The following is a 17,283-nucleotide window of genomic DNA, read 5'->3' as shown; positions in this document are numbered from 1 at the left end:
ACACTCCTCCGTTGTTATGCTGCTGCTCGAGTGTTTTCAACCTGTTCAATGTAGAGGCATAGTTCTTCAATAGTGATATAAGAAATTCCGAATTCTTTAGACATTTCGATAAGATCAGGGCGTCGAGCCATTTCACCATCTTCACAGATAACCTCTACAATCACTGCGGCTTCGTTTTCAAGCCCAGCGAGTCGACATAGCTCAACACCAGCTTCAGTGTGGCCTTGGCGAGTCGCAAGATATCCATTTTTTGCGACAAGCGGAAACATATGACCGGGGGCTTGAAGTGCTTGCGGACTGTATTCATCACCAATGATAACTTCGATCGTTTTTGCGCGGTCCCATGTGGAAATACCAGTGGTAACTCCATACTCTAATGTCGCATCTACACTTGCTGTAAATGCAGTCACCATGTGGTCTTTATTATCCTGAACCATAGGTGAAAGCTGCTTCTTCTTTGCTATTTCTTCTGAAATGGCAAGGCATACTAAGCCGCGACCGTGGGTAATCATAAAATTGATAGCTTCGGGAGTTGCGTGTTCAGCAGCAACAATTAGATCACCTTCGTTCTCACGCCCTTCGTCATCAGACACAAGAAGAAATTGACCATTGCGGAATTCTTCGATTGCTTGACGGATGATTTGCTGGCGGTCTAGAGATAGTACGTTAGTCATTATTATTTCCTTAAGATTAGTATTTATGTTTCTTTCTGGTCTGAGGAAATAATCGTATAAATAGACAATTTGCGGTATCCCCGCTTGCGACGTGCCAAGGTTAGCCCCCTAAATTTAGGGGGTTGTATTCATTGAATTTATAAGATCCACATCTAGAAAATAACGCGACACATTTCAACTTTCTCTACAAGAGGTAACTAATACACGCAGAAATAATGTACGATCAGTTGAATATTCTTTAGCAGTTTCAGGGTTTAAATAAAATTAATGTCAATTGCGAGCATCATCAACCAAATCGAACAATCTGAGAACACTCAAGAGGCCATTCAGGTAGTAGAGAAGCTATTTGAACACAACTACACAACTATTCAGTTGATCACTAACCCGCATCAAATACTGGATAACCTCTTTGTTCGGTCGACATACCCAAAGGAATGGATTGCAGAATACCTGTTAAACAATTACCTCAAAATAGACCCTGTCTTTAACCACATAACAAAGACTAAAGAAACCGTGCTTTGGAGTGACGTGCCATTAACGCCTGAGTCGATTTTATTATTTGAGAAAGCAGAAAAGTTTGGAATTGGACATTCTGGGTATAGCTTCGTACATAAAGATGCCGTAGGTATTGGTTCGATTCTGAGCCTAAACTCTAATATGGAACACAACGATTGGGTCAGTTATATCGAAGTGGTCAAGCCAACCTTTGAAACTGTATTGCCAGCACTACATGATAAAATCACTAAAGAATTTTATAGCTCATCGACAAAGAACCCACAATTAACATCAAGAGAGAAAGAATGCCTCCACTATTCTTCGATTGGTAAAAGTAATTCTGAAATAGCAATGATACTCTCAATTTCCGAGCATACCGTTAGAAGTTATATAAAAACGATTAGGCACAAATTTGATTGTGTAACGATCACCCAAGCCGTAGCTAAAGGCATTAGGTTAAAGATAATCTAGGCAACAAAGACCGGTAAGGCAGACTAGGGAGAACTACCATTGATTTACAATCTATTCTCGACTTCTACAGCTAACGAACCGTTTTCTACCTCAAACTCTTCCCAACTGATCTAAATGGTAACCTAAGTAATTATCAACAATAAGTAACTCATTTAACCAGTCACAAACCGAGTTGAAACTGGCAGTCTGTTTGAATTGCGGGTTATTCCACTGGATCGTGGTACACATTTGGCTGCCAAATTTGCATCAATACTTCTGGGTTCTCAAGAGTTCTAAAGCCATATTGCGAATACAAGCCATGCGCATCGCTGGTAGCCAGCATTAAACGCCTTAAACCCTGAACTTCAGGATGTTCAATAATTGTCTTAACCAACCATTTGCTCAACCCTTTACCTCTATAGCAATCAATAACAAAGACATCGGCCAAATAGGCAAATGTAGCTTTATCTGTGATGAGTCTTGCGAAACCAACTTGATTCCCATTTTCCTCAAACACACCAAAGCACAATGAATTCGAGATCGCTTTCTCTAAAGTCACTCTAGGAATTCCAGAAGCCCAATATCAGACATCAGCTCGAAGCCGATTGACTGGTAAAAACGCTTGGATAAATCGAAGTCTTTCGCGGGTACGAAAGACTTAATTTCTGAGACTTTTAGGTTTTCCATCCTACATCCTTATAGTACTGATACTCCGGTGCTGACACCCTTAACGCTTTAAGTGGTTACGGCGCTTATTCAGATCTCTTATTCAGAGCCTTGTTGAAATGAGTCGACTTCGGCTTTAGTTAGATAACGCCACTGGCCTGCTTCAACATCCAAACGAACGTCACCAATCTGTTCACGGTGTAGGCCAACAACTCGATTCCCTACTGCAGCAAACATTCGTTTCACTTGATGAAACTTACCTTCTGTAATGGTCAATAGCACCTCTTTCGGGCTTATCACTCCTAGTTCTGCGGGGCGCGTCGGTTTTTGCTCGCCCTGCAATTGAATGCCCGCTTTGAACTTGTCAGCGACATCGTCTTTGACATCTCGTGACAATGTCACGCGGTACACCTTTTTGCATGACTTGGTTGGCAGCGTGATATTGAATGACCAGCGCCCATCATCGGTAATCAATACTAAGCCTGTGGTGTCGGCATCTAAGCGGCCTGCGATGTGCAGTTCTGATGCTTTGTCTACCTCGATGTAGTTGAACAGCGAAGGATAAACCTCATCGACATTCGAACAAATAGTACCCGCTGGCTTGTGCATTAAAAGGTATCGAAATTCACGCAATTTAAGCGGCGTGCCATTCAACAAGATAGTGTTGCTTTCATGAACCTGAGTCGATTCATCGGTGACTGTTTCACTGTTTACGTTCACTTCGCCATTATGGATGCGTTCAATCGCTTCAGGCTTGGTTAGGTCAGTGCTTTTACATAGGTATTTATCAAGGCGCATTAATCGTCGGCACCACATTTAGCACAAGGCTTGTAAGTTCGTTCACCTTGCTCGATAACCACATAGCCACCAACACACTTGTCACATAGCGCCAACTTTGGGTAAGCGTCTTTCTGTTTCTTTGCGTTGATGTTGCCTTCGGTGGTGTATACGGTTCTCATTTTGATGCCTTTGCTTGAATTACGTGAGAGACGCAAATTGTATCACTGTTTACAGCTTTGATTGGAGTGGTGGTACATAGATAAATTGATTTTAAGCGCCGTAATTCCAAGCTCCCGGCCCGTAACGACTGAACCATGAACAACAAAATCAACGTGCCACGGCTATCAGTGGTAAAATGACAAAAGCTCACCAACTTATGAAGTCACTAATGAAAAATTGTAATCAATGCGGAAAATGCTGTATCAAATATGGAGATGGTGACCTTGCCGCGACTCAAGAAGAGATAGATTTTTGGGAGCTGTTCAATCCAGACATATTTGAATATGTTCGCGGTAGTGAGATCTGGTTTGATCCTAAATCTGGCGAACGCTTAAGTCGATGTCCTTACCTAGAAGTTGTTCCAACGAAAGATAAGACTGCCCAAGCGAAATATACGTGCAGCATTTACTTAGACCGACCTGAAGATTGCCGACACTACCCAAGCCTGATTAATGAGATGGTACGAGATGAGTGTGAAATGATTGAGGTGGTGGATTTACAAGACACGAAGAAAGCTCAAAGGAAACTCGACCTGTTGATGAAAGACAGCCGCCCTTCAAGCTATTCGTAAGCGATGATCTTTTGAAGATCAATTTTCAGCATTCGCTAATATCAGCCAAAACCTTAAGCCAAATACTGATTCGCTTCTAACCAATCAAGCGCAACCAGTGCTGCCAATGAACATACCGCTCTGTCATTGCCATCAACAAACTTAAATTCTTCGATTTCAGCATCTGGAGACAGTTCGCCAGTATAATCAGCAAGATAGCAAGTCAATTGCACTGATACACCTTCCGCTTTGCCATCAGCTTGGCCTGTAAACGTCTCAACATATTTGATGGAATCAGGCACTAAATCGACTGAGATCTCTTCTTTGATTTCGCGAAGCAGTGCTTGCTCATCACTTTCGCCAGCTTCACGCTTACCACCAGGTAGGTAGAACTGTTCTTTGCCTTTGGATCTCACCATCAACAGCTTGCCGTCTTTGATGAATATCCAAGCCAGCTTATCAATTACCTTATTCATGTTCTTAGACCTTATTTTTGTTTTAGTTACTGACATTTTAACGACACTTAATCGCAACGACCGAGTAAGTGTGCCAATGCTTCATCCTACCCAATGATGTGAGAGCTTGTTCGTCTCGCTCATGGAATCGTACTATCTCAAAGTCGTTGAATAAGCTAAGTACTTTGGCTTTTGTTAACGGCGTTGTTGGGGTTCGATAGCCATGTGCCCAACTGTCATCGACGCCCATGAAATCCCCCGCAAACACGCCTCCCACTTCAAGACAGTTTTCAATGTTGTGCCAAACTTCGTCAAAACGGGTTGGATCAGCAAAAAACAGACTCGAATTGGCAATCACTACGCCAGATTTCGGGTAATCATAGTGTTCAAATCCACTTTCTGATATCTCGACCAAAGGTTTGCGGCCAAAACGATCCCGACATAGTGCAATCGAATCAGGACTAACGTCGAAGCCATACACTTGATACGCTTGCTGTTCTAAAAAGGCGATGTCACTACCTGTTCCACAACCACAATCAATCGCAACATTTAAGCCTGACTCATTCAGTTTAATTGCGCACTCAGTTCTCTTTAAATGAGGTTTGCTTAGTGCCTTTTGGTAATACTGACGCCAGATCTCTGAGTGATCATCCATGATACTTCTCCAATAATTCGCTTAGGCTTTGAACTTGTACGATATTCGGATGCCCTGACTTAAGAGCAGTGCCTTCTGTGTTCAACCATACCGCTTTCAAACCCGCTTCAAGTGCTGGGTAAATATCTTTGTCTAAGGTGTCACCTACCATGGTGATATCTTGTGGTGCTACACCGAGTTTGGAAATGATGGCAGGATAAAACCCCGAATCGAACTTAGAAAAGCCAATGCTCGCCTTACAAAAGTAACCCAAGATATATTGAGAAAGGCCAACACGCTTAAAGGCTCGAATGATGTCGTCTTTACTGGAGTCACCGGCATTGGTAGCAACATAAACTTGGTGAGTTTTCGATAGTTCAGCCAGCAATGCGCGAGCACCACACACTTCTTGTACGGTTTCCCAGTCACACATCTTCCCTTGTGCGTCTGGGAAATCGACCATCAGCGTATTGCCCCAGTCGAATAAGACTATTTCTGTTAATTCGATTAGCTTTGTCATATTGCCTCCTGCATACGATGAGTTCTCTAGTGTTTAAGCGAGCCTATAAAAACTTCTCGATAAGGATCTCGTCAAAGTACTGGTCGCCAATCTTACCGTGTTTCTTAGCCGTTCCGACGATTTCAAAACCTTGCTTAAGGTATACCGCTAACGCGCGCTCGTTGTCTGCTCTTACATAGGCGAATAGCTTTTCGTAACCTTTCGCTTTGGCTGCTTTAAATGTGTAATCAAACAACTGTTTTGCAACGCCTTGCCCACGGCTATTTGCATCAACATAAGTGCCAATAATACCAACGTGGTCAAAGGCCTTAGTGTAAGTAGCAAATGGTTCGATATTCTGAAAACCAAGTAGCTGGTTGGTCGTTTCGTTGACTGCAACGCTAAACACACCACGTTTTGGGAACGACTCAATGAATCCCTTTTCTTCATCAACAGTAAAAGTCTGATCCAAGATCGTATAACGCGCTTCGATAATGATTGGATTCAATACATCAATAATGCCTTGTGCATCTTCTACCGCGACTTCTCTGATTGTTAAGCTCATACTTCTCTGCCTTTTTATTGCTTTGGGTAGATTCTATCGCTATATGCCATCCTTTTGATAGGACAGAATGTTGTCGAAGGCGATATCAAAGTAGAGTTCGTAGCTATTTTGTTCAACATAGCCCAAATGTGGAGTCGCAGTGATGTTTGCCAAGGACAGTAGCGGTTCGGAGTCTAGCTATCTTGATTTAGTCAAAGATAGCTAAAGTGCCACGCCTTGAGATTCAACATGATACTCACTGGGACTTCACTATTGATAAACCACTTTGAAACGCTCCAACATAAGTAACATGTCTTCACTTGGTGAGATCTTGAGCTCTTCACATTCACGTGAGAAGAAATTCCAATGCGCTTCCCTCCACCATGCGAGAGTTTTGTCGCCCTCGCCTTCAGCGGCAGCAAATTCAGCGGTCACTTCATTGTATGGACACGAGGAAACAGAGGTAATCTCAACAATACAGATAGGCTTGCCGTCCCAATCGGTAACGACTTGCAAGTGCCCAACAACAGGCATCACTTCACTTTCATGGCTGTACCAATATTCGAGGCTGCAAGACGCCTGCTTTTCGCCTTTCAATATGAGTTGTGCGCACAAATTAGCGTTGTATTCGTCTCCACAGAAATAGTCTGCACTGAATGAGGTGTGCTTCTTTGCGATCTCTGTCGGCAGTGAGTTTAGGTAGTTATCGAGATAAGCTTGGCTTCTTTCTTCCATGATCTTTCCAAATTCAATATGAGATTGAGCCGATAAATACTTATAGATTAAGCATCTGACTGCATTGGGAGTAACCTATCAAGTCGCGTTATTGCTGTAAACCTGTAGTATGCCAAAATGGGGATATGGATGAGTATACAAACAAAAAGGGCCTAGATTTCTCTAGACCCTTTTAGGTAAAAACGCTTGGTGGCTTTGTATTGACTAATTAGACACACATTGGCTAATTACACGAAGTATTAGCTAGCCACACGAAGTGATTAATCTTCGATGTAGAAAGCTTCTACTGTGCCTTTAAGAGTAATAAGCATTGGCTGGCCAAAACGATCTAGCGCTTTTGGAGAAGGGATCTTAACCCAACCTTCGCTGATGCAGTATTCTTCAACATCAGTACGCTCTTTACCATTTAGACGAATGCCGATTGGGTATTCGAAACACTCAGCCACGTGGTGTGGGCTGCGTGGGTTACCTGCAAGATGATCTGGTAAAGCTGGTCTTGAATTAGTATCGCTCATGTTCATTACCTGTATGTACGTAAATAAAAAAAGTGCGTCATTCTAGTCAATATAGGCTTCTCGCTCAACAACTGCTGCAATAAATCGTCTTGATCGTTTTAATCAACAGCGAGTTGTTTGATTTAAAGGCGATATAGGGATCTTTTCAACGGAAATTTAACAGCGTTTTGCGTTGTAGATAATCGACTCTTCTTGATCGTAATCACCAGCACGGTCTTCTTTAATCTCTTCGTCACACCCCAAGCACTCCGCTTGCAAATCGGTTGGCGTCACAATAATCTGAACACAATGAGGACATAAATCGCCTTGTTGAAACACCCTGTATTCCTTCTACTTCATGGCTATTGCTTAGGATACTGTTGCTTACTCGCTTCTAACCAGTCGTGAATAACTTGGCGAGCGGATTCCGACGGCGGTGCATTTCGTTTTCCGCAGATTTGGTCAATTTCAAACGGAAAGGCTTTGCTTGGAACACGACGTAGGCCAATGGTTAAGCGCTGAGGTTTGAGCATTCGAAACACCACATAGCGATCGGTCATGATTCGGTTGTGATACACACCAATACAATGCTTCTCCTCTATGCCTTCGTGTTCAAGGTCGTAATAATCAGTAAGCGGGTGAATGTTGTCATTACCTAGCAAGGGAACTGGATAAGGGATGTCTTTGTCCATCGGGCGATTGCCCTCCAAACGACGTAGTTGACGCTGCTCTGTCCATCTATCATGCAGTTGTTCAAACATCGCGAATGAGTTTTGACTAGTGATAGAACGCAGAGGATCATCCATCTCCAAATCTTGCCCTAGCAATATCGCATCTTGGAACATCGCCATCTTGGATGGTGCATTCAGTCTCCCCTCTTCCACCATTGCAATCCCTAATCGACTGCCGGTTAGAAACGGGTGGACCTGATCCAAACGCAGCGCTGTGTAGCCTACTTTTGAATAATGCTTAAATTTCAGTACACGCCTTTGCAGCGGTTCGAGAATGCGAACAATGTGGTCGAGCTCGTCCCCGACGTTGTAACGCAACTCTAACTTGTCGATGAATTTAAGGCTCGCTTTACTGCTGTCTAAGCCAAGTTTAGCTAAAATCTTCTTTTGGCCTAGGCGACTCAGTTCCAATGCTTTCTGATTATCGACGCTGTTTTTCATGCAGATCAACGCCAGAATAACCGGCCTTACTTCAAGCAGTTGAGCGGCTTCATAGGTATTCGCTGCAAGCCATAGCATCTGATATTGATACTCTGGAAAGTCGTCGGTGATTTCACGATAACGAGCAGGTAACGAATCCAACCAACGACCATTTACATCAAACTGCTCCACAAGATTGAGACTCAACCCAATGCCACCATCGAGCGGGTGGCGACCATCATCAAACACATGAAAGCCCACGAGTTTTTGCGACCAATCACTGATCTCAATATCGTAATCAAAGCCAAGTGTTCGAGTCGGAATGGTAAGTAATGCTGTCATTGATGCTTCTTCGTTATGGCGTGTTGGTCTGTCGTTCTGAGTGAAGCGCTTCTGAGTATATTGATAGCGACTCTTCTGAGCATCGAACGCACACTACTATAACAACCTTTTGTAAATTTCTTATCAATCAAAGCGATATAAATACGATAGTGCTTAGAAGATCATTGAATGATGATTTTATGCAATATGAGATCTCTTCGATATCATTTGTGCCAACAAAAACTATGCTGTTATATAACTGACAACAAGAGGCTTAAATTATGGAATACCGACATATTCTGGTCGCAGTTGAAATGTCTGACGACACTAAGATTCTGATTGATCGAGCGACCTTCTTTGCAAACAAGCTAGAGGCTGGCATTTCGTTTGTTTATATCGACGGCACGCATGGAGAGATTTACCCTGAACTCGTTGATATTCAGGGAAATGAAGGCGATCTACCCATCAATGAAGATTCAGTTAAGCATTTGAAAGAGTTTGAGGCCTACGCCAATCACCCAATTAAGCATATTTTCGTGGGGACAGGTGATTTAAACGATAAGCTCAAAAGCACCATCGAAGCAAATGGCGTCGACCTATTGCTATGTGGCCATCACCATGATTTTTGGCATAAAATCATTTCCCATTCGAAACAGATCATCGACACATCTCCAGTCGATATTCTAATCGTTCCAATGGATTAAATACTGAAGTTAGAGATTTAAAAGCTTCCTGCATCGCCAACCTCTATCGGTATTATTGGTTGGCTTGAACCCCTCTTCCCCCCCTCAATTCAACACCCTTCTTTACGCTTAGTTCAGTCATTACCTTTTTAAAACAATCATTTGTGATCTTGTCAGCTTATCAACTCGTAAGCGTCTAATAATTAACAAATCGCACTATTTAGACTTGGCTATTCAAACGAATATGTACGATCCAGACCATACGTTTATCAACAAGTGGAATGCGAGCAGCAAAGAACCTGTCTTAACTAACAATCAGGATGTGTTATGAATTTCAAAACCGTGCGTCTTGTCTTAGGCGACCAACTCAATATCCAGCACTCTTGGTTTCAACAGGTTGATGACGACGTCATTTATATCATTGCCGAACTCAAGCAAGAGACTGACTACGTTGCATCGCACATCCAAAAGGTGGCCGCTTTTTTCTCTGCGATGGGCTACTTTGCCGACGAGCTCCAACAACAAGGTCATCAGGTACTCCACCTTACTCTCGATGACACAACTCAATTTGAAAACCTCGATGCGCTATTGCAACACTATGTACACGAGTTTGCTGCTAAAAAGTTTGAATACCAACGGCCAGATGAATATCGCCTTCTCCAACAACTGGCGAAGCTGAAGTTAACTGGAGTAACAAAAGGATGTTGCGATTCCGAGCACTTCTTATTCCCGTTTGACGAAATTGAACAGCAGTTTCCGAAAGGCAAACACATCATGATGGAACACTTCTATCGCCGAATGAGAAAGCGCTTCGACATTTTATTAAAAGACGGAAAGCCGGTCGGTGGTAAATGGAACTACGATGCAAACAACCGTAAGAAGCTTAAGAAGCAAGACATTGACAACCTGCCACAACCTTTAATGTTTGCGAACGATATCTCCTCTATCTTAGAAAGAATTGAGCGCCATCAAGTAGAAACCATAGGGCAAGTGGGTAACCAGTTATTATGGCCGGTCAATCGCGCACAAAGCTTGTCTCTGCTTGCTCACTTCTGCCAAGTCTGTTTGCCACTATTCGGCCAGTTCCAAGACGCGATGACGACCGAGCACGATTCAAAGTGGAGTTTGTATCACAGTCGCCTCTCCTTTTCGTTGAACAGTAAACTGCTAAGCCCCCAAGAAGTGATTGATTCAGCACTGTCGGCTTATCAGGCTTCTTCTAAGGCAAACGCACCCACTATCGATATCGCACAAGTTGAGGGGTTTGTTCGCCAAATTCTAGGTTGGAGAGAATACATACGCGGCGTTTATTGGGCGAACATGCCTGCTTACGCCAACAAAAACCACTACGCAGCAGACCGTCAGTTGCCTCATTACTTTTGGGACGGACAAACCAAGATGAACTGCATGAAGCACGCGATTGATCAATCCCTAGAGTTTGCTTACGCACACCACATTCAAAGGCTCATGATCACTGGCAACTTCTGTTTAATTACGGGCATTGCTCCGGATCAAGTTGATAGTTGGTATCTTGGTATATACGTCGATGCGATTGAATGGGTCGAAATGCCGAATACGCGAGGTATGGCACTTTTTGCTGATGGCGGGATCGTCGGAACCAAACCATACTCTGCCAGCGGTTCTTACATTAACCGCATGAGTGATTACTGCAAAGGTTGTCATTACCAAATTAAAGAGCGCAGTGGCGAGAGTTCTTGCCCATTCAACAGCTTGTATTGGCGCTTCATGAACAAACATCGCGAGGCCTTAAATCGCAACCCTCGAATGGGGATGCTTTATCGCTCTTGGGACAATATGGATGAGCAAGACCAACAAGCGATACTCGACACCGCAGAACAACGACTGACTCACTTGGAGAACTTATAATGGTGGAACAACTCAGATTACACATATTGGTCATTGGTGGCAGCGGCGGTATTGGATTCGCTGTGGTTAAGCACCTATTGTCTGAGCTGTCTCGCTTTGATTTTCTCGATGTACATGTCGACGCGACTTATCATTCACAACGACCAGAATTGGAAGATAACCGTTTAAATTGGCACCAAGTCGATGCCACCAACGAAGCTGATATTGAACGACTAAGCACTCAATTCGAGCGATTGGATTGGTTAATAAATTGCGTGGGTATGCTGCATACACCAAACTTAGGACCAGAAAAGAATCTATCGTCTATCGAGCCAGAGTTCTTTTTGAAAAATATCTCGATAAACACCCTACCAAGCTTATTACTGGCCAAGCACTTCACGCCAATTCTTAAAGCCAGTGACAATCCAAAATTTGCAGTGGTATCAGCTAAAGTCGGCAGCATTTCAGACAACAGATTAGGTGGTTGGTATAGCTATCGCTCTTCTAAAGCCGCACTCAACATGTTCATCAAAACCATGTCGATTGAATGGCAACGTACGTTGAAGAAAGGCACAGTGTTAGCGCTCCACCCAGGCACAACAGACACCGCTCTATCTAAGCCATTTCAGACCAACGTACCGCAAGGTAAGTTGTTTGAGTCTAGTTATGTAGCTCATCAGTTGGTGGACATCATTCGAACCGCTACGCCAGATAAAAGCGGTCACTTCTACGCGTATGATGGTGAGCAATTGACTTGGTAGTTAATACCAGTGGCGGTCTTTCATGAGTGCTAAAAAATAACCCAACAAAGCGTTGGCTCTGTTGGGTTATTTTTTGAAAGAATGCATCAATTATTTAAGGCGTTGTGACTGACATTTACGAATGTTAAAACTGATCATCACGATCACTCAGCCCAATTGAACTTACTGTCGTCGACACCTTCTTTTTCTTCTTTAACACGCTCGCGTCGGTGTTGTTCTTCAATTCGCGCAGCATCTATCTCTTGCATAATGGCTTCAATGTCTGCCAAATCGTCAGTTTCCGTGTACTCGCCCGTTAGCTTGCTGTCTGGCTTTAAGTCGCCTTTCTCGTAAAGCGCCCACATTTCCTTGGCATACTCGGTTTTCGCCAATTCAGGGGCAAATTGCGCATAATAGTCACGGATATTATTAACATCACGAGTCAGCATCCACTCGGCATTGTTGTTCGCAGATGCATCGACCGCTTGCGGCAAATCGATAATCACAGGACCGTATTCATCAACCAATACGTTGAATTCAGACAAGTCGCCATGAATTAAACCCACACACAGCATTTTAACCACGTAAGTCATCATCACGTCATGATCTTCAATCGCTTGTTCTGCTGACATCACTACATCGTTCAAACGTGGCGCAACATAACCATCATCGTCAGTGACTAGCTCCATAAGCAGCACGCCATCAAAACAGCCATAAGGGACAGGCACGCGAACGCCGGCTTCTGCCAGCTTATACAAGGCATCCACTTCAGCGCTTTGCCATACTTTTTCTTGTTGCTCTCGACCGAAACCAGAGCCTTTTTCCATCGCTCTAGCGCGGCGGCTATTGCGGACTTTTCGCCCTTCTCGATATGCCGTTGCTTTTTTAAAGCTACGTTGGCTTATTTCCTTGTACACTTTGGCACAACGGATCGTATCACCGCAGCGTACTATGTACACTGACGCTTCTTTGCCACTCATCAATTGGCTTGTCACCTCGTCGACTAAACCATCGTCAACTAAGGGCTGTATTCTTTTAGGTATCTTCATGTCATCTTTATACATGAGTTACCTGACAGATAAAATATTAACTCGTTAAATGAGTGGTTATTCTCAATAGATTCTTAAATGAAGGGAGATTATGTGGGTTTTGTCTTATGGCGACGACAGCGTTCAGAGCAATAGATCACGTCGTCCCAGCAACGTTGCCATTTTTTACGCCATGAGAACGGTTTAAGGCAAACGGGACATGTCTTGGTGGGTAGATGTATTTTCTTGTGCATAACCGCTTCCTTGTCGATGAATTCATTAACCTATTCGTTCAAGAGAGATTCCCTATTACGTTCGTTCCTCACTTTAGGGAATGACGGCGGCGGTAGCACTAACAAAACTAGATTCCCTATTACGCTCGTCCCTCGCTTTAGGGAATGACGGCAGTTATTCTAATCTCTCCTGACTTTAGGGAGTGGCGACGGTGTGATTGATAACAGCCCCCGACGACGTCATCCTCGAGAAGGAGGAACGACTGAGTCGGGGATCTGCTTTATCCAAACAGGTTCAGCTTTGCCTGATATTACTCAGCTCAAATTGGACTAAGTCCGCTTAATCCAATTAAGCAACGACTTTGTACTGCTTCTCCATCTCGCTCACGCCAAGGCCAGAGTGTTTTGTCACTTTAAGTTGCACAGGCACACGCTCTTTTAGTGCTTCAACGTGGCTGATTACGCCAATCATCTTGCCTGACGCATTCAGGTTATCGAGCGCGTTTAGAGCAATGTCCAATGTGTCGCTATCCAGCGTGCCGAAACCTTCATCTAAGAACAGTGAATCAATACTGGTTTTGTAGCTCACAAGATCAGATAGCGCGAGTGCCAACGCCAAACTCACCAAGAAGCTTTCGCCACCGGATAAGGTTTTGGTGTCACGCATCACATCGCCCTGCCATGTGTCGAGCACTTGCAGTTCTAAACCATCGTCGGCTTTACGTTTTAGCTCGTAACGACCATACAAACGCTGTAGCTGCTTGTTGGCCAAGTACACCAAGTTTTCCAATGTTAGACCTTGAGCAAACTTACGGAATTTATCGCCGTTCTTAGAACCAATAAGTGAATTCAGACGTGAGATATCATCAAACTCGACCTGCTGCTCGTCTATTTGCTTAAACAGATCCTGCTGATTACTGCGGTTCTGGCTATCCGTTTCAAGATTGGCAGAAATCGCGCCGATCTTTGTCGCATGGCTTTGTTGTGCGTTTTGACACTCAGTAGTCGCTTCTTCAACTTGCTGTTGGTCTTGATCTTGCCATGCTTTAGCATTTGCGTGGTTTTGTAGCTCCACTTGCGTCGATCTAGCTGTATTCAACCTAGCTTGCGCACTGACAATGGCTTCGTCTAAAGACTTCTTCAGGCTTTGAAGTTGAGTTCTAACCTCTTCGTCTAACAACGCTGCTTCAAAATCAGCCTCACCTTCAAATGGGCTCATTTTCAGTGCTTGTAACCAAGTATTCGACGCTTGTGTATGACTTGATTGCTTGCTGGTCAACTCTTCAGAGAAGCTAATGTGTTTGGTTTGCTCAGTTCGATGTTCAAGCTCACAACGGTTAAGCACCAACTGCGCGGCATCAAATGCAATAACCGCTTCAGTGACTTTTTGCTTCATCGCATTGCTGGTGGCTTGAATGTCTTTGTCACCAAACAACTCAGTTCTTCCAGCCGTTAAACGAGTCAGCTCTAACACTAAAGACTCACTCTCTTTCGTCAGTGTCGCGATCTCTTTCTCAACATTACTTAGCTTCTCGTCTAAGGTTTTCAATTCGGCATTTTGAGTGATCAGTTGCTTCTCTACGTCTGCCTGTTGCTGTTTGGTTTGCTGCCATGTGCTTGATGCTTGCGATTTCGCAGTAAACCAATCATCAATATGTTCAAGTTCAGGCGCTTCAATAGTCGTTTGAACAATGCTCTCTTTCAGAGCGTTCCATTGCAGTTCTTTCGCTTGAGCTATCTGAGCCACTTGTTCATTGGTGCTTTGGTTTTGCTTATTCAAATCAGCGAAGCGTTGCTCGGCCAACTCAAGATTAGATTGCGCTTTGTCAGCCATAACGCTCACTGATAAGCGTTGTTTTTCAGCTTCTGCATAGTGTGCTTTTGCATCAGCCAACGCTTTGAGTTGCTGCGATAACTGACTTAGTTGAAGTTCACACTGCTGAGCAAAGGTCGCGACTGTAGCTTCATTGCCTAAATCGTTTCCCGTTAGCAGTGCTAGCTCTGGAGCCGTACCGACGAAATCCGATAAGCTCTGTTGAAGCTTGCCGATTACACCTTGCCAATTCATTTGAGCTTGTTGAATATCCGCTTGCGCACGTTGAATGTCATCGTTTAGGGCCGCAACCATAGGAGCAAGAGAATCCAACTGTTGACGATGCTCTTGACCTTCTTTCTTGATGGTCGATAACTCTAGGTTTTCCCGATCTTTTTGAGCAACCAGATTTGCAATGTCTTGCGACTGCTCAATCGAATGGTTTGTTGAACCACACAGTGGGCACTCAGATCCAGATTCCAGAGCTGCACGGTATTTTGCCAATTCGCCTTCTTGGTCAATCAATCGCGTTAGACGCTCAAGCGATGTTTCTTTCTCTTTGTATCGCTCGACCAACACTTCACGTTCTTTTGAAAGCTTATCGACTTGCTGAGTATTAATTTGATGTGCTTGAGTTTTAGCCCCAAGCTGCTGCTGGGCGTTTAAAAAACTACGATTAATTTCCAGCAACGAGTGCGTGTTGCGATTCCAGATCTCCAACAACTCTTTTTGAGTATGTAACACCTGTTCACTGGTATTACCTTGTAAGGCTTCCCATTGCTGCTTGGTCTTGTTTTCTGTCACAACCAATTCGGCTAATGCTTTGTCTTGCGAGACTTTAGCTTCTTGAGCTGACTTGATAATTGATTGCTGTGCATCAACCGCTGACAAAGCTTGCTTCGCTGAATTCAATTGTTCTGAATGCTGACGTTCTAAGGTACGAACTTGTTCTACCTTGGCTTGCCATTGACCTAGGTATTTTTCTAACTGTTGGTCGGCTTGGTGGGCTGATAAGTAATCAGAGCTGAGCTTTTCTTGCTGTTTCAACTCATCGATCTGTTGCGTTAATACAAGCTGATGATTGCGCTGCTGCGAGTGTTTTTCTTTGAGTACATTCGCTGAATTAAGTGCAGCAGTTTGCTTGTCTTTAAGCACTGCGATTTGGTTATCTAGAGGACGAACCTGCTCAATGATCTTATCTTGCTCTTGTTGCTCGTTTTTTACCTGTTCGACAATGGCACGGCTTTGAGTCAGTTTAGCTTGCGCGTCTTGCTTCTCTGCATCACGAACGGCAAGTAACTTAGTGCTGTTATCTAAGTAAGCTTGAGTGGTGTTTACTTCTTGTTCGCAACGCTTTAAATCTTTGTGCATTGAGCGCAGCTTTTCAGCTGGTGCACTGTTTGCCAAACGTTCTAATGATGGTTGGTTACGTTCTAGCTCATCTTGCGCTATTTTAAGATCGTGCTCACTGGTCGCAATAGTTTGCTCTGCTTTGGTCACGTCTTTCCACCAGCTTAGATGCGCTTGCCACTCTTTTAACTGCTCAGCTAATCGCTTCTGTTCGGTTTCTAACGTTTCACGCTCTGCTGTTAGCTCTTGGATTTGCACTTCAGACAGTAAACTGACACCTTCAGCTTTCGCTTTCAGTTGACTCAGTGCTTCTTCACTCGATTTAAAGTGATCGTAGATACGCTCTGAAATCAGGCTATAAACTTCAGTTCCCGTCAGCTCTTCCAATAACTCTGCACGGTCGTTTGCATTGGCATTAAGGAATGCCGCAAATTCGCCTTGAGACAACATGATCGATTTAGTAAACCGTGAAAAGTCCAAACCTGTGACCTGCTCTACCAATTTTGTCTTCTTGGTCAGCATGGTCTCTAATACTTTGTCGGTGTCCGCATCGGCAAATTCACAAGTAGGTGTTTGCAACGCGCCATCGTGTTTACCGCGGGCACGCTTTTGATGGAAGTTCGAGCGGTAGGTTTTGCCCTGCACTTCAAACTCCAGCTCAGCAAAACACTCACCCGTGCCACGCGTCATTAATTCATTGTTGCCTTTGGCAATGCTCTTCAAGCGTGGGGTGCGGTGGAACAGCGCCAAACAAATCGCATCAAGAATGGTGGTTTTACCCGCCCCTGTTGGGCCAGTAATCGCGAACAGACCATTTTCTGCAAACGGTGATTGGGTAAAATCGAGCTTCCAACGTCCTTTTAAAGAGTTCAGGTTTTCAAATTCTAGGCTTAAAATCTTCAT

19 protein-coding genes and 3 pseudogenes are annotated in these 17,283 nt (G+C 43.9%); 5 read left to right on the top strand and 17 right to left on the bottom strand.

Annotated features, from left to right (window positions below; all coding sequences use genetic code 11):
* Nucleotides 1-14: 14 nt before the first annotated feature.
* On the bottom strand, nt 15-674 hold the full coding sequence (ribB, locus tag AB4407_RS13340) for a 3,4-dihydroxy-2-butanone-4-phosphate synthase (RefSeq protein WP_372120891.1): 660 nt from the start codon (nt 672-674) through the stop codon (nt 15-17).
* 267 nt (nt 675-941) lie between these two features.
* Between ribB and AB4407_RS13335 the strand changes: the two genes are divergently transcribed.
* Nucleotides 942-1,640 carry an autoinducer binding domain-containing protein gene (locus tag AB4407_RS13335; RefSeq protein ID WP_372120890.1) on the top strand — a complete coding sequence of 233 codons (699 nt, stop codon included), beginning with the start codon at nt 942-944 and terminating at the stop codon, nt 1,638-1,640.
* 202 nt (nt 1,641-1,842) lie between these two features.
* Here AB4407_RS13335 and AB4407_RS13330 read toward each other — a convergent pair.
* The 4 genes and pseudogenes from AB4407_RS13330 to AB4407_RS13315 all read right to left on the bottom strand — a co-directional run.
* Nucleotides 1,843-2,202: pseudogene (locus tag AB4407_RS13330) on the bottom strand (GNAT family N-acetyltransferase); the annotation flags it as partial.
* Nucleotides 2,181-2,306 (bottom strand): annotated as a pseudogene (locus AB4407_RS13325) (glyoxalase); the annotation flags it as partial. The pseudogenes AB4407_RS13330 and AB4407_RS13325, both read right to left, overlap by 22 nt.
* A 78-nt stretch (nt 2,307-2,384) precedes the next feature.
* The gene (locus AB4407_RS13320; protein WP_372120889.1) at nt 2,385-3,083 is read right to left on the bottom strand and encodes a pseudouridine synthase; all 699 of its coding nucleotides are present in this window, start codon (nt 3,081-3,083) and stop codon (nt 2,385-2,387) included.
* On the bottom strand, nt 3,083-3,244 hold the full coding sequence (locus tag AB4407_RS13315) for a hypothetical protein (RefSeq protein WP_048664948.1): 162 nt from the start codon (nt 3,242-3,244) through the stop codon (nt 3,083-3,085). The genes AB4407_RS13320 and AB4407_RS13315 overlap by 1 nt, the downstream gene beginning before the upstream one ends.
* Before the next feature lie 209 nt (nt 3,245-3,453).
* Between AB4407_RS13315 and AB4407_RS13310 the strand changes: the two genes are divergently transcribed.
* Entirely contained in the window at nt 3,454-3,855 is a 402-nt protein-coding gene (locus AB4407_RS13310; RefSeq protein ID WP_372120888.1) for a YkgJ family cysteine cluster protein, read from the top strand.
* Between the two features lie 53 nt (nt 3,856-3,908).
* Here AB4407_RS13310 and AB4407_RS13305 read toward each other — a convergent pair whose 3' ends face one another.
* From AB4407_RS13305 to AB4407_RS13265, 9 genes and pseudogenes are all read right to left on the bottom strand, one after another.
* Nucleotides 3,909-4,310 (bottom strand): NUDIX domain-containing protein, encoded by a 402-nt coding sequence (locus AB4407_RS13305; protein ID WP_372120887.1) that lies wholly within the window; start codon nt 4,308-4,310, stop codon nt 3,909-3,911.
* Nucleotides 4,311-4,347: 37 nt separating this feature from the next.
* A complete protein-coding gene (locus AB4407_RS13300; RefSeq protein ID WP_372120886.1) occupies nt 4,348-4,944 on the bottom strand; it encodes a trans-aconitate 2-methyltransferase in 597 nt (198 codons plus the stop codon).
* Nucleotides 4,937-5,443, bottom strand: coding sequence for an HAD family hydrolase (locus tag AB4407_RS13295; RefSeq protein WP_372120885.1), 507 nt, complete (start codon nt 5,441-5,443; stop codon nt 4,937-4,939). Before AB4407_RS13295 ends, AB4407_RS13300 begins: the two co-directional genes overlap by 8 nt.
* 43 nt (nt 5,444-5,486) lie before the next feature.
* Nucleotides 5,487-5,987, bottom strand: a complete 501-nt coding sequence (locus AB4407_RS13290) for a GNAT family N-acetyltransferase (RefSeq protein ID WP_210445100.1) — start codon at nt 5,985-5,987, stop codon at nt 5,487-5,489.
* A 39-nt stretch (nt 5,988-6,026) separates the two neighbouring features.
* Nucleotides 6,027-6,161 (bottom strand): annotated as a pseudogene (locus AB4407_RS13285) (D-2-hydroxyacid dehydrogenase family protein); the annotation flags it as partial.
* Nucleotides 6,162-6,236: 75 nt separating this feature from the next.
* Nucleotides 6,237-6,701, bottom strand: coding sequence for an ASCH domain-containing protein (locus AB4407_RS13280; protein ID WP_372120884.1), 465 nt, complete (start codon nt 6,699-6,701; stop codon nt 6,237-6,239).
* Nucleotides 6,702-6,961: 260 nt separating this feature from the next.
* On the bottom strand, nt 6,962-7,216 hold the full coding sequence (locus AB4407_RS13275) for a DUF3297 family protein (protein ID WP_029223190.1): 255 nt from the start codon (nt 7,214-7,216) through the stop codon (nt 6,962-6,964).
* A 156-nt stretch (nt 7,217-7,372) separates the two neighbouring features.
* A complete protein-coding gene (locus tag AB4407_RS13270) occupies nt 7,373-7,534 on the bottom strand; it encodes a hypothetical protein (protein WP_372120883.1) in 162 nt (53 codons plus the stop codon).
* A gap of 23 nt (nt 7,535-7,557) precedes the next feature.
* Nucleotides 7,558-8,688, bottom strand: a complete 1,131-nt coding sequence (locus AB4407_RS13265; protein WP_372120882.1) for a PcfJ domain-containing protein — start codon at nt 8,686-8,688, stop codon at nt 7,558-7,560.
* 260 nt (nt 8,689-8,948) lie between these two features.
* Between AB4407_RS13265 and AB4407_RS13260 the strand changes: the two genes are divergently transcribed.
* The 3 genes from AB4407_RS13260 (at nt 8,949) to AB4407_RS13250 (ending at nt 11,977) form a co-directional block, all read left to right on the top strand.
* Nucleotides 8,949-9,371 carry a universal stress protein gene (locus AB4407_RS13260; RefSeq protein ID WP_372120881.1) on the top strand — a complete coding sequence of 141 codons (423 nt, stop codon included), beginning with the start codon at nt 8,949-8,951 and terminating at the stop codon, nt 9,369-9,371.
* Between the two features lie 306 nt (nt 9,372-9,677).
* Complete coding sequence (locus tag AB4407_RS13255) at nt 9,678-11,237, top strand: cryptochrome/photolyase family protein (protein ID WP_372120880.1); 1,560 nt, start codon at nt 9,678-9,680, stop codon at nt 11,235-11,237.
* The gene (locus tag AB4407_RS13250) at nt 11,237-11,977 is read left to right on the top strand and encodes an SDR family oxidoreductase (protein WP_372120879.1); all 741 of its coding nucleotides are present in this window, start codon (nt 11,237-11,239) and stop codon (nt 11,975-11,977) included. Before AB4407_RS13255 ends, AB4407_RS13250 begins: the two co-directional genes overlap by 1 nt.
* A 143-nt stretch (nt 11,978-12,120) precedes the next feature.
* Here AB4407_RS13250 and AB4407_RS13245 read toward each other — a convergent pair whose 3' ends face one another.
* The 3 genes from AB4407_RS13245 to AB4407_RS13235 all read right to left on the bottom strand — a co-directional run bounded on the left by AB4407_RS13245 (nt 12,121) and on the right by AB4407_RS13235 (nt 17,283).
* Nucleotides 12,121-13,005, bottom strand: coding sequence for a PA4780 family RIO1-like protein kinase (locus AB4407_RS13245; RefSeq protein WP_372120926.1), 885 nt, complete (start codon nt 13,003-13,005; stop codon nt 12,121-12,123).
* A gap of 89 nt (nt 13,006-13,094) precedes the next feature.
* Complete coding sequence (locus AB4407_RS13240; RefSeq protein WP_372120878.1) at nt 13,095-13,238, bottom strand: DUF2256 domain-containing protein; 144 nt, start codon at nt 13,236-13,238, stop codon at nt 13,095-13,097.
* A gap of 328 nt (nt 13,239-13,566) precedes the next feature.
* The gene (locus AB4407_RS13235) at nt 13,567-17,283 is read right to left on the bottom strand and encodes an AAA family ATPase (RefSeq protein ID WP_372120877.1); all 3,717 of its coding nucleotides are present in this window, start codon (nt 17,281-17,283) and stop codon (nt 13,567-13,569) included.

The sequence above is a fragment of the Vibrio sp. 10N.261.46.E11 genome, from assembly GCF_041472735.1.
Classification (GTDB): Bacteria; Pseudomonadota; Gammaproteobacteria; order Enterobacterales; family Vibrionaceae; genus Vibrio.
Note: the sequence above shows the minus strand (reverse complement) of the source record. Positions and strands in the feature narration are given on the sequence as shown.

Coding starts and splice junctions, on each gene's coding strand:
- ribB (WP_372120891.1), bottom strand. CDS start 674: ATGACTAACGTACTATCTCTAGACCGCCAGCAAATCATCCGTCAAGCA.
- AB4407_RS13335 (WP_372120890.1), top strand. CDS start 942: ATGTCAATTGCGAGCATCATCAACCAAATCGAACAATCTGAGAACACT.
- AB4407_RS13320 (WP_372120889.1), bottom strand. CDS start 3,083: ATGCGCCTTGATAAATACCTATGTAAAAGCACTGACCTAACCAAGCCT.
- AB4407_RS13315 (WP_048664948.1), bottom strand. CDS start 3,244: ATGAGAACCGTATACACCACCGAAGGCAACATCAACGCAAAGAAACAG.
- AB4407_RS13310 (WP_372120888.1), top strand. CDS start 3,454: ATGAAAAATTGTAATCAATGCGGAAAATGCTGTATCAAATATGGAGAT.
- AB4407_RS13305 (WP_372120887.1), bottom strand. CDS start 4,310: ATGAATAAGGTAATTGATAAGCTGGCTTGGATATTCATCAAAGACGGC.
- AB4407_RS13300 (WP_372120886.1), bottom strand. CDS start 4,944: ATGGATGATCACTCAGAGATCTGGCGTCAGTATTACCAAAAGGCACTA.
- AB4407_RS13295 (WP_372120885.1), bottom strand. CDS start 5,443: ATGACAAAGCTAATCGAATTAACAGAAATAGTCTTATTCGACTGGGGC.
- AB4407_RS13290 (WP_210445100.1), bottom strand. CDS start 5,987: ATGAGCTTAACAATCAGAGAAGTCGCGGTAGAAGATGCACAAGGCATT.
- AB4407_RS13280 (WP_372120884.1), bottom strand. CDS start 6,701: ATGGAAGAAAGAAGCCAAGCTTATCTCGATAACTACCTAAACTCACTG.
- AB4407_RS13275 (WP_029223190.1), bottom strand. CDS start 7,216: ATGAGCGATACTAATTCAAGACCAGCTTTACCAGATCATCTTGCAGGT.
- AB4407_RS13265 (WP_372120882.1), bottom strand. CDS start 8,688: ATGACAGCATTACTTACCATTCCGACTCGAACACTTGGCTTTGATTAC.
- AB4407_RS13260 (WP_372120881.1), top strand. CDS start 8,949: ATGGAATACCGACATATTCTGGTCGCAGTTGAAATGTCTGACGACACT.
- AB4407_RS13255 (WP_372120880.1), top strand. CDS start 9,678: ATGAATTTCAAAACCGTGCGTCTTGTCTTAGGCGACCAACTCAATATC.
- AB4407_RS13250 (WP_372120879.1), top strand. CDS start 11,237: ATGGTGGAACAACTCAGATTACACATATTGGTCATTGGTGGCAGCGGC.
- AB4407_RS13245 (WP_372120926.1), bottom strand. CDS start 13,005: ATGAAGATACCTAAAAGAATACAGCCCTTAGTTGACGATGGTTTAGTC.
- AB4407_RS13240 (WP_372120878.1), bottom strand. CDS start 13,238: ATGCACAAGAAAATACATCTACCCACCAAGACATGTCCCGTTTGCCTT.
- AB4407_RS13235 (WP_372120877.1), bottom strand. CDS start 17,283: ATGAAGATTTTAAGCCTAGAATTTGAAAACCTGAACTCTTTAAAAGGA.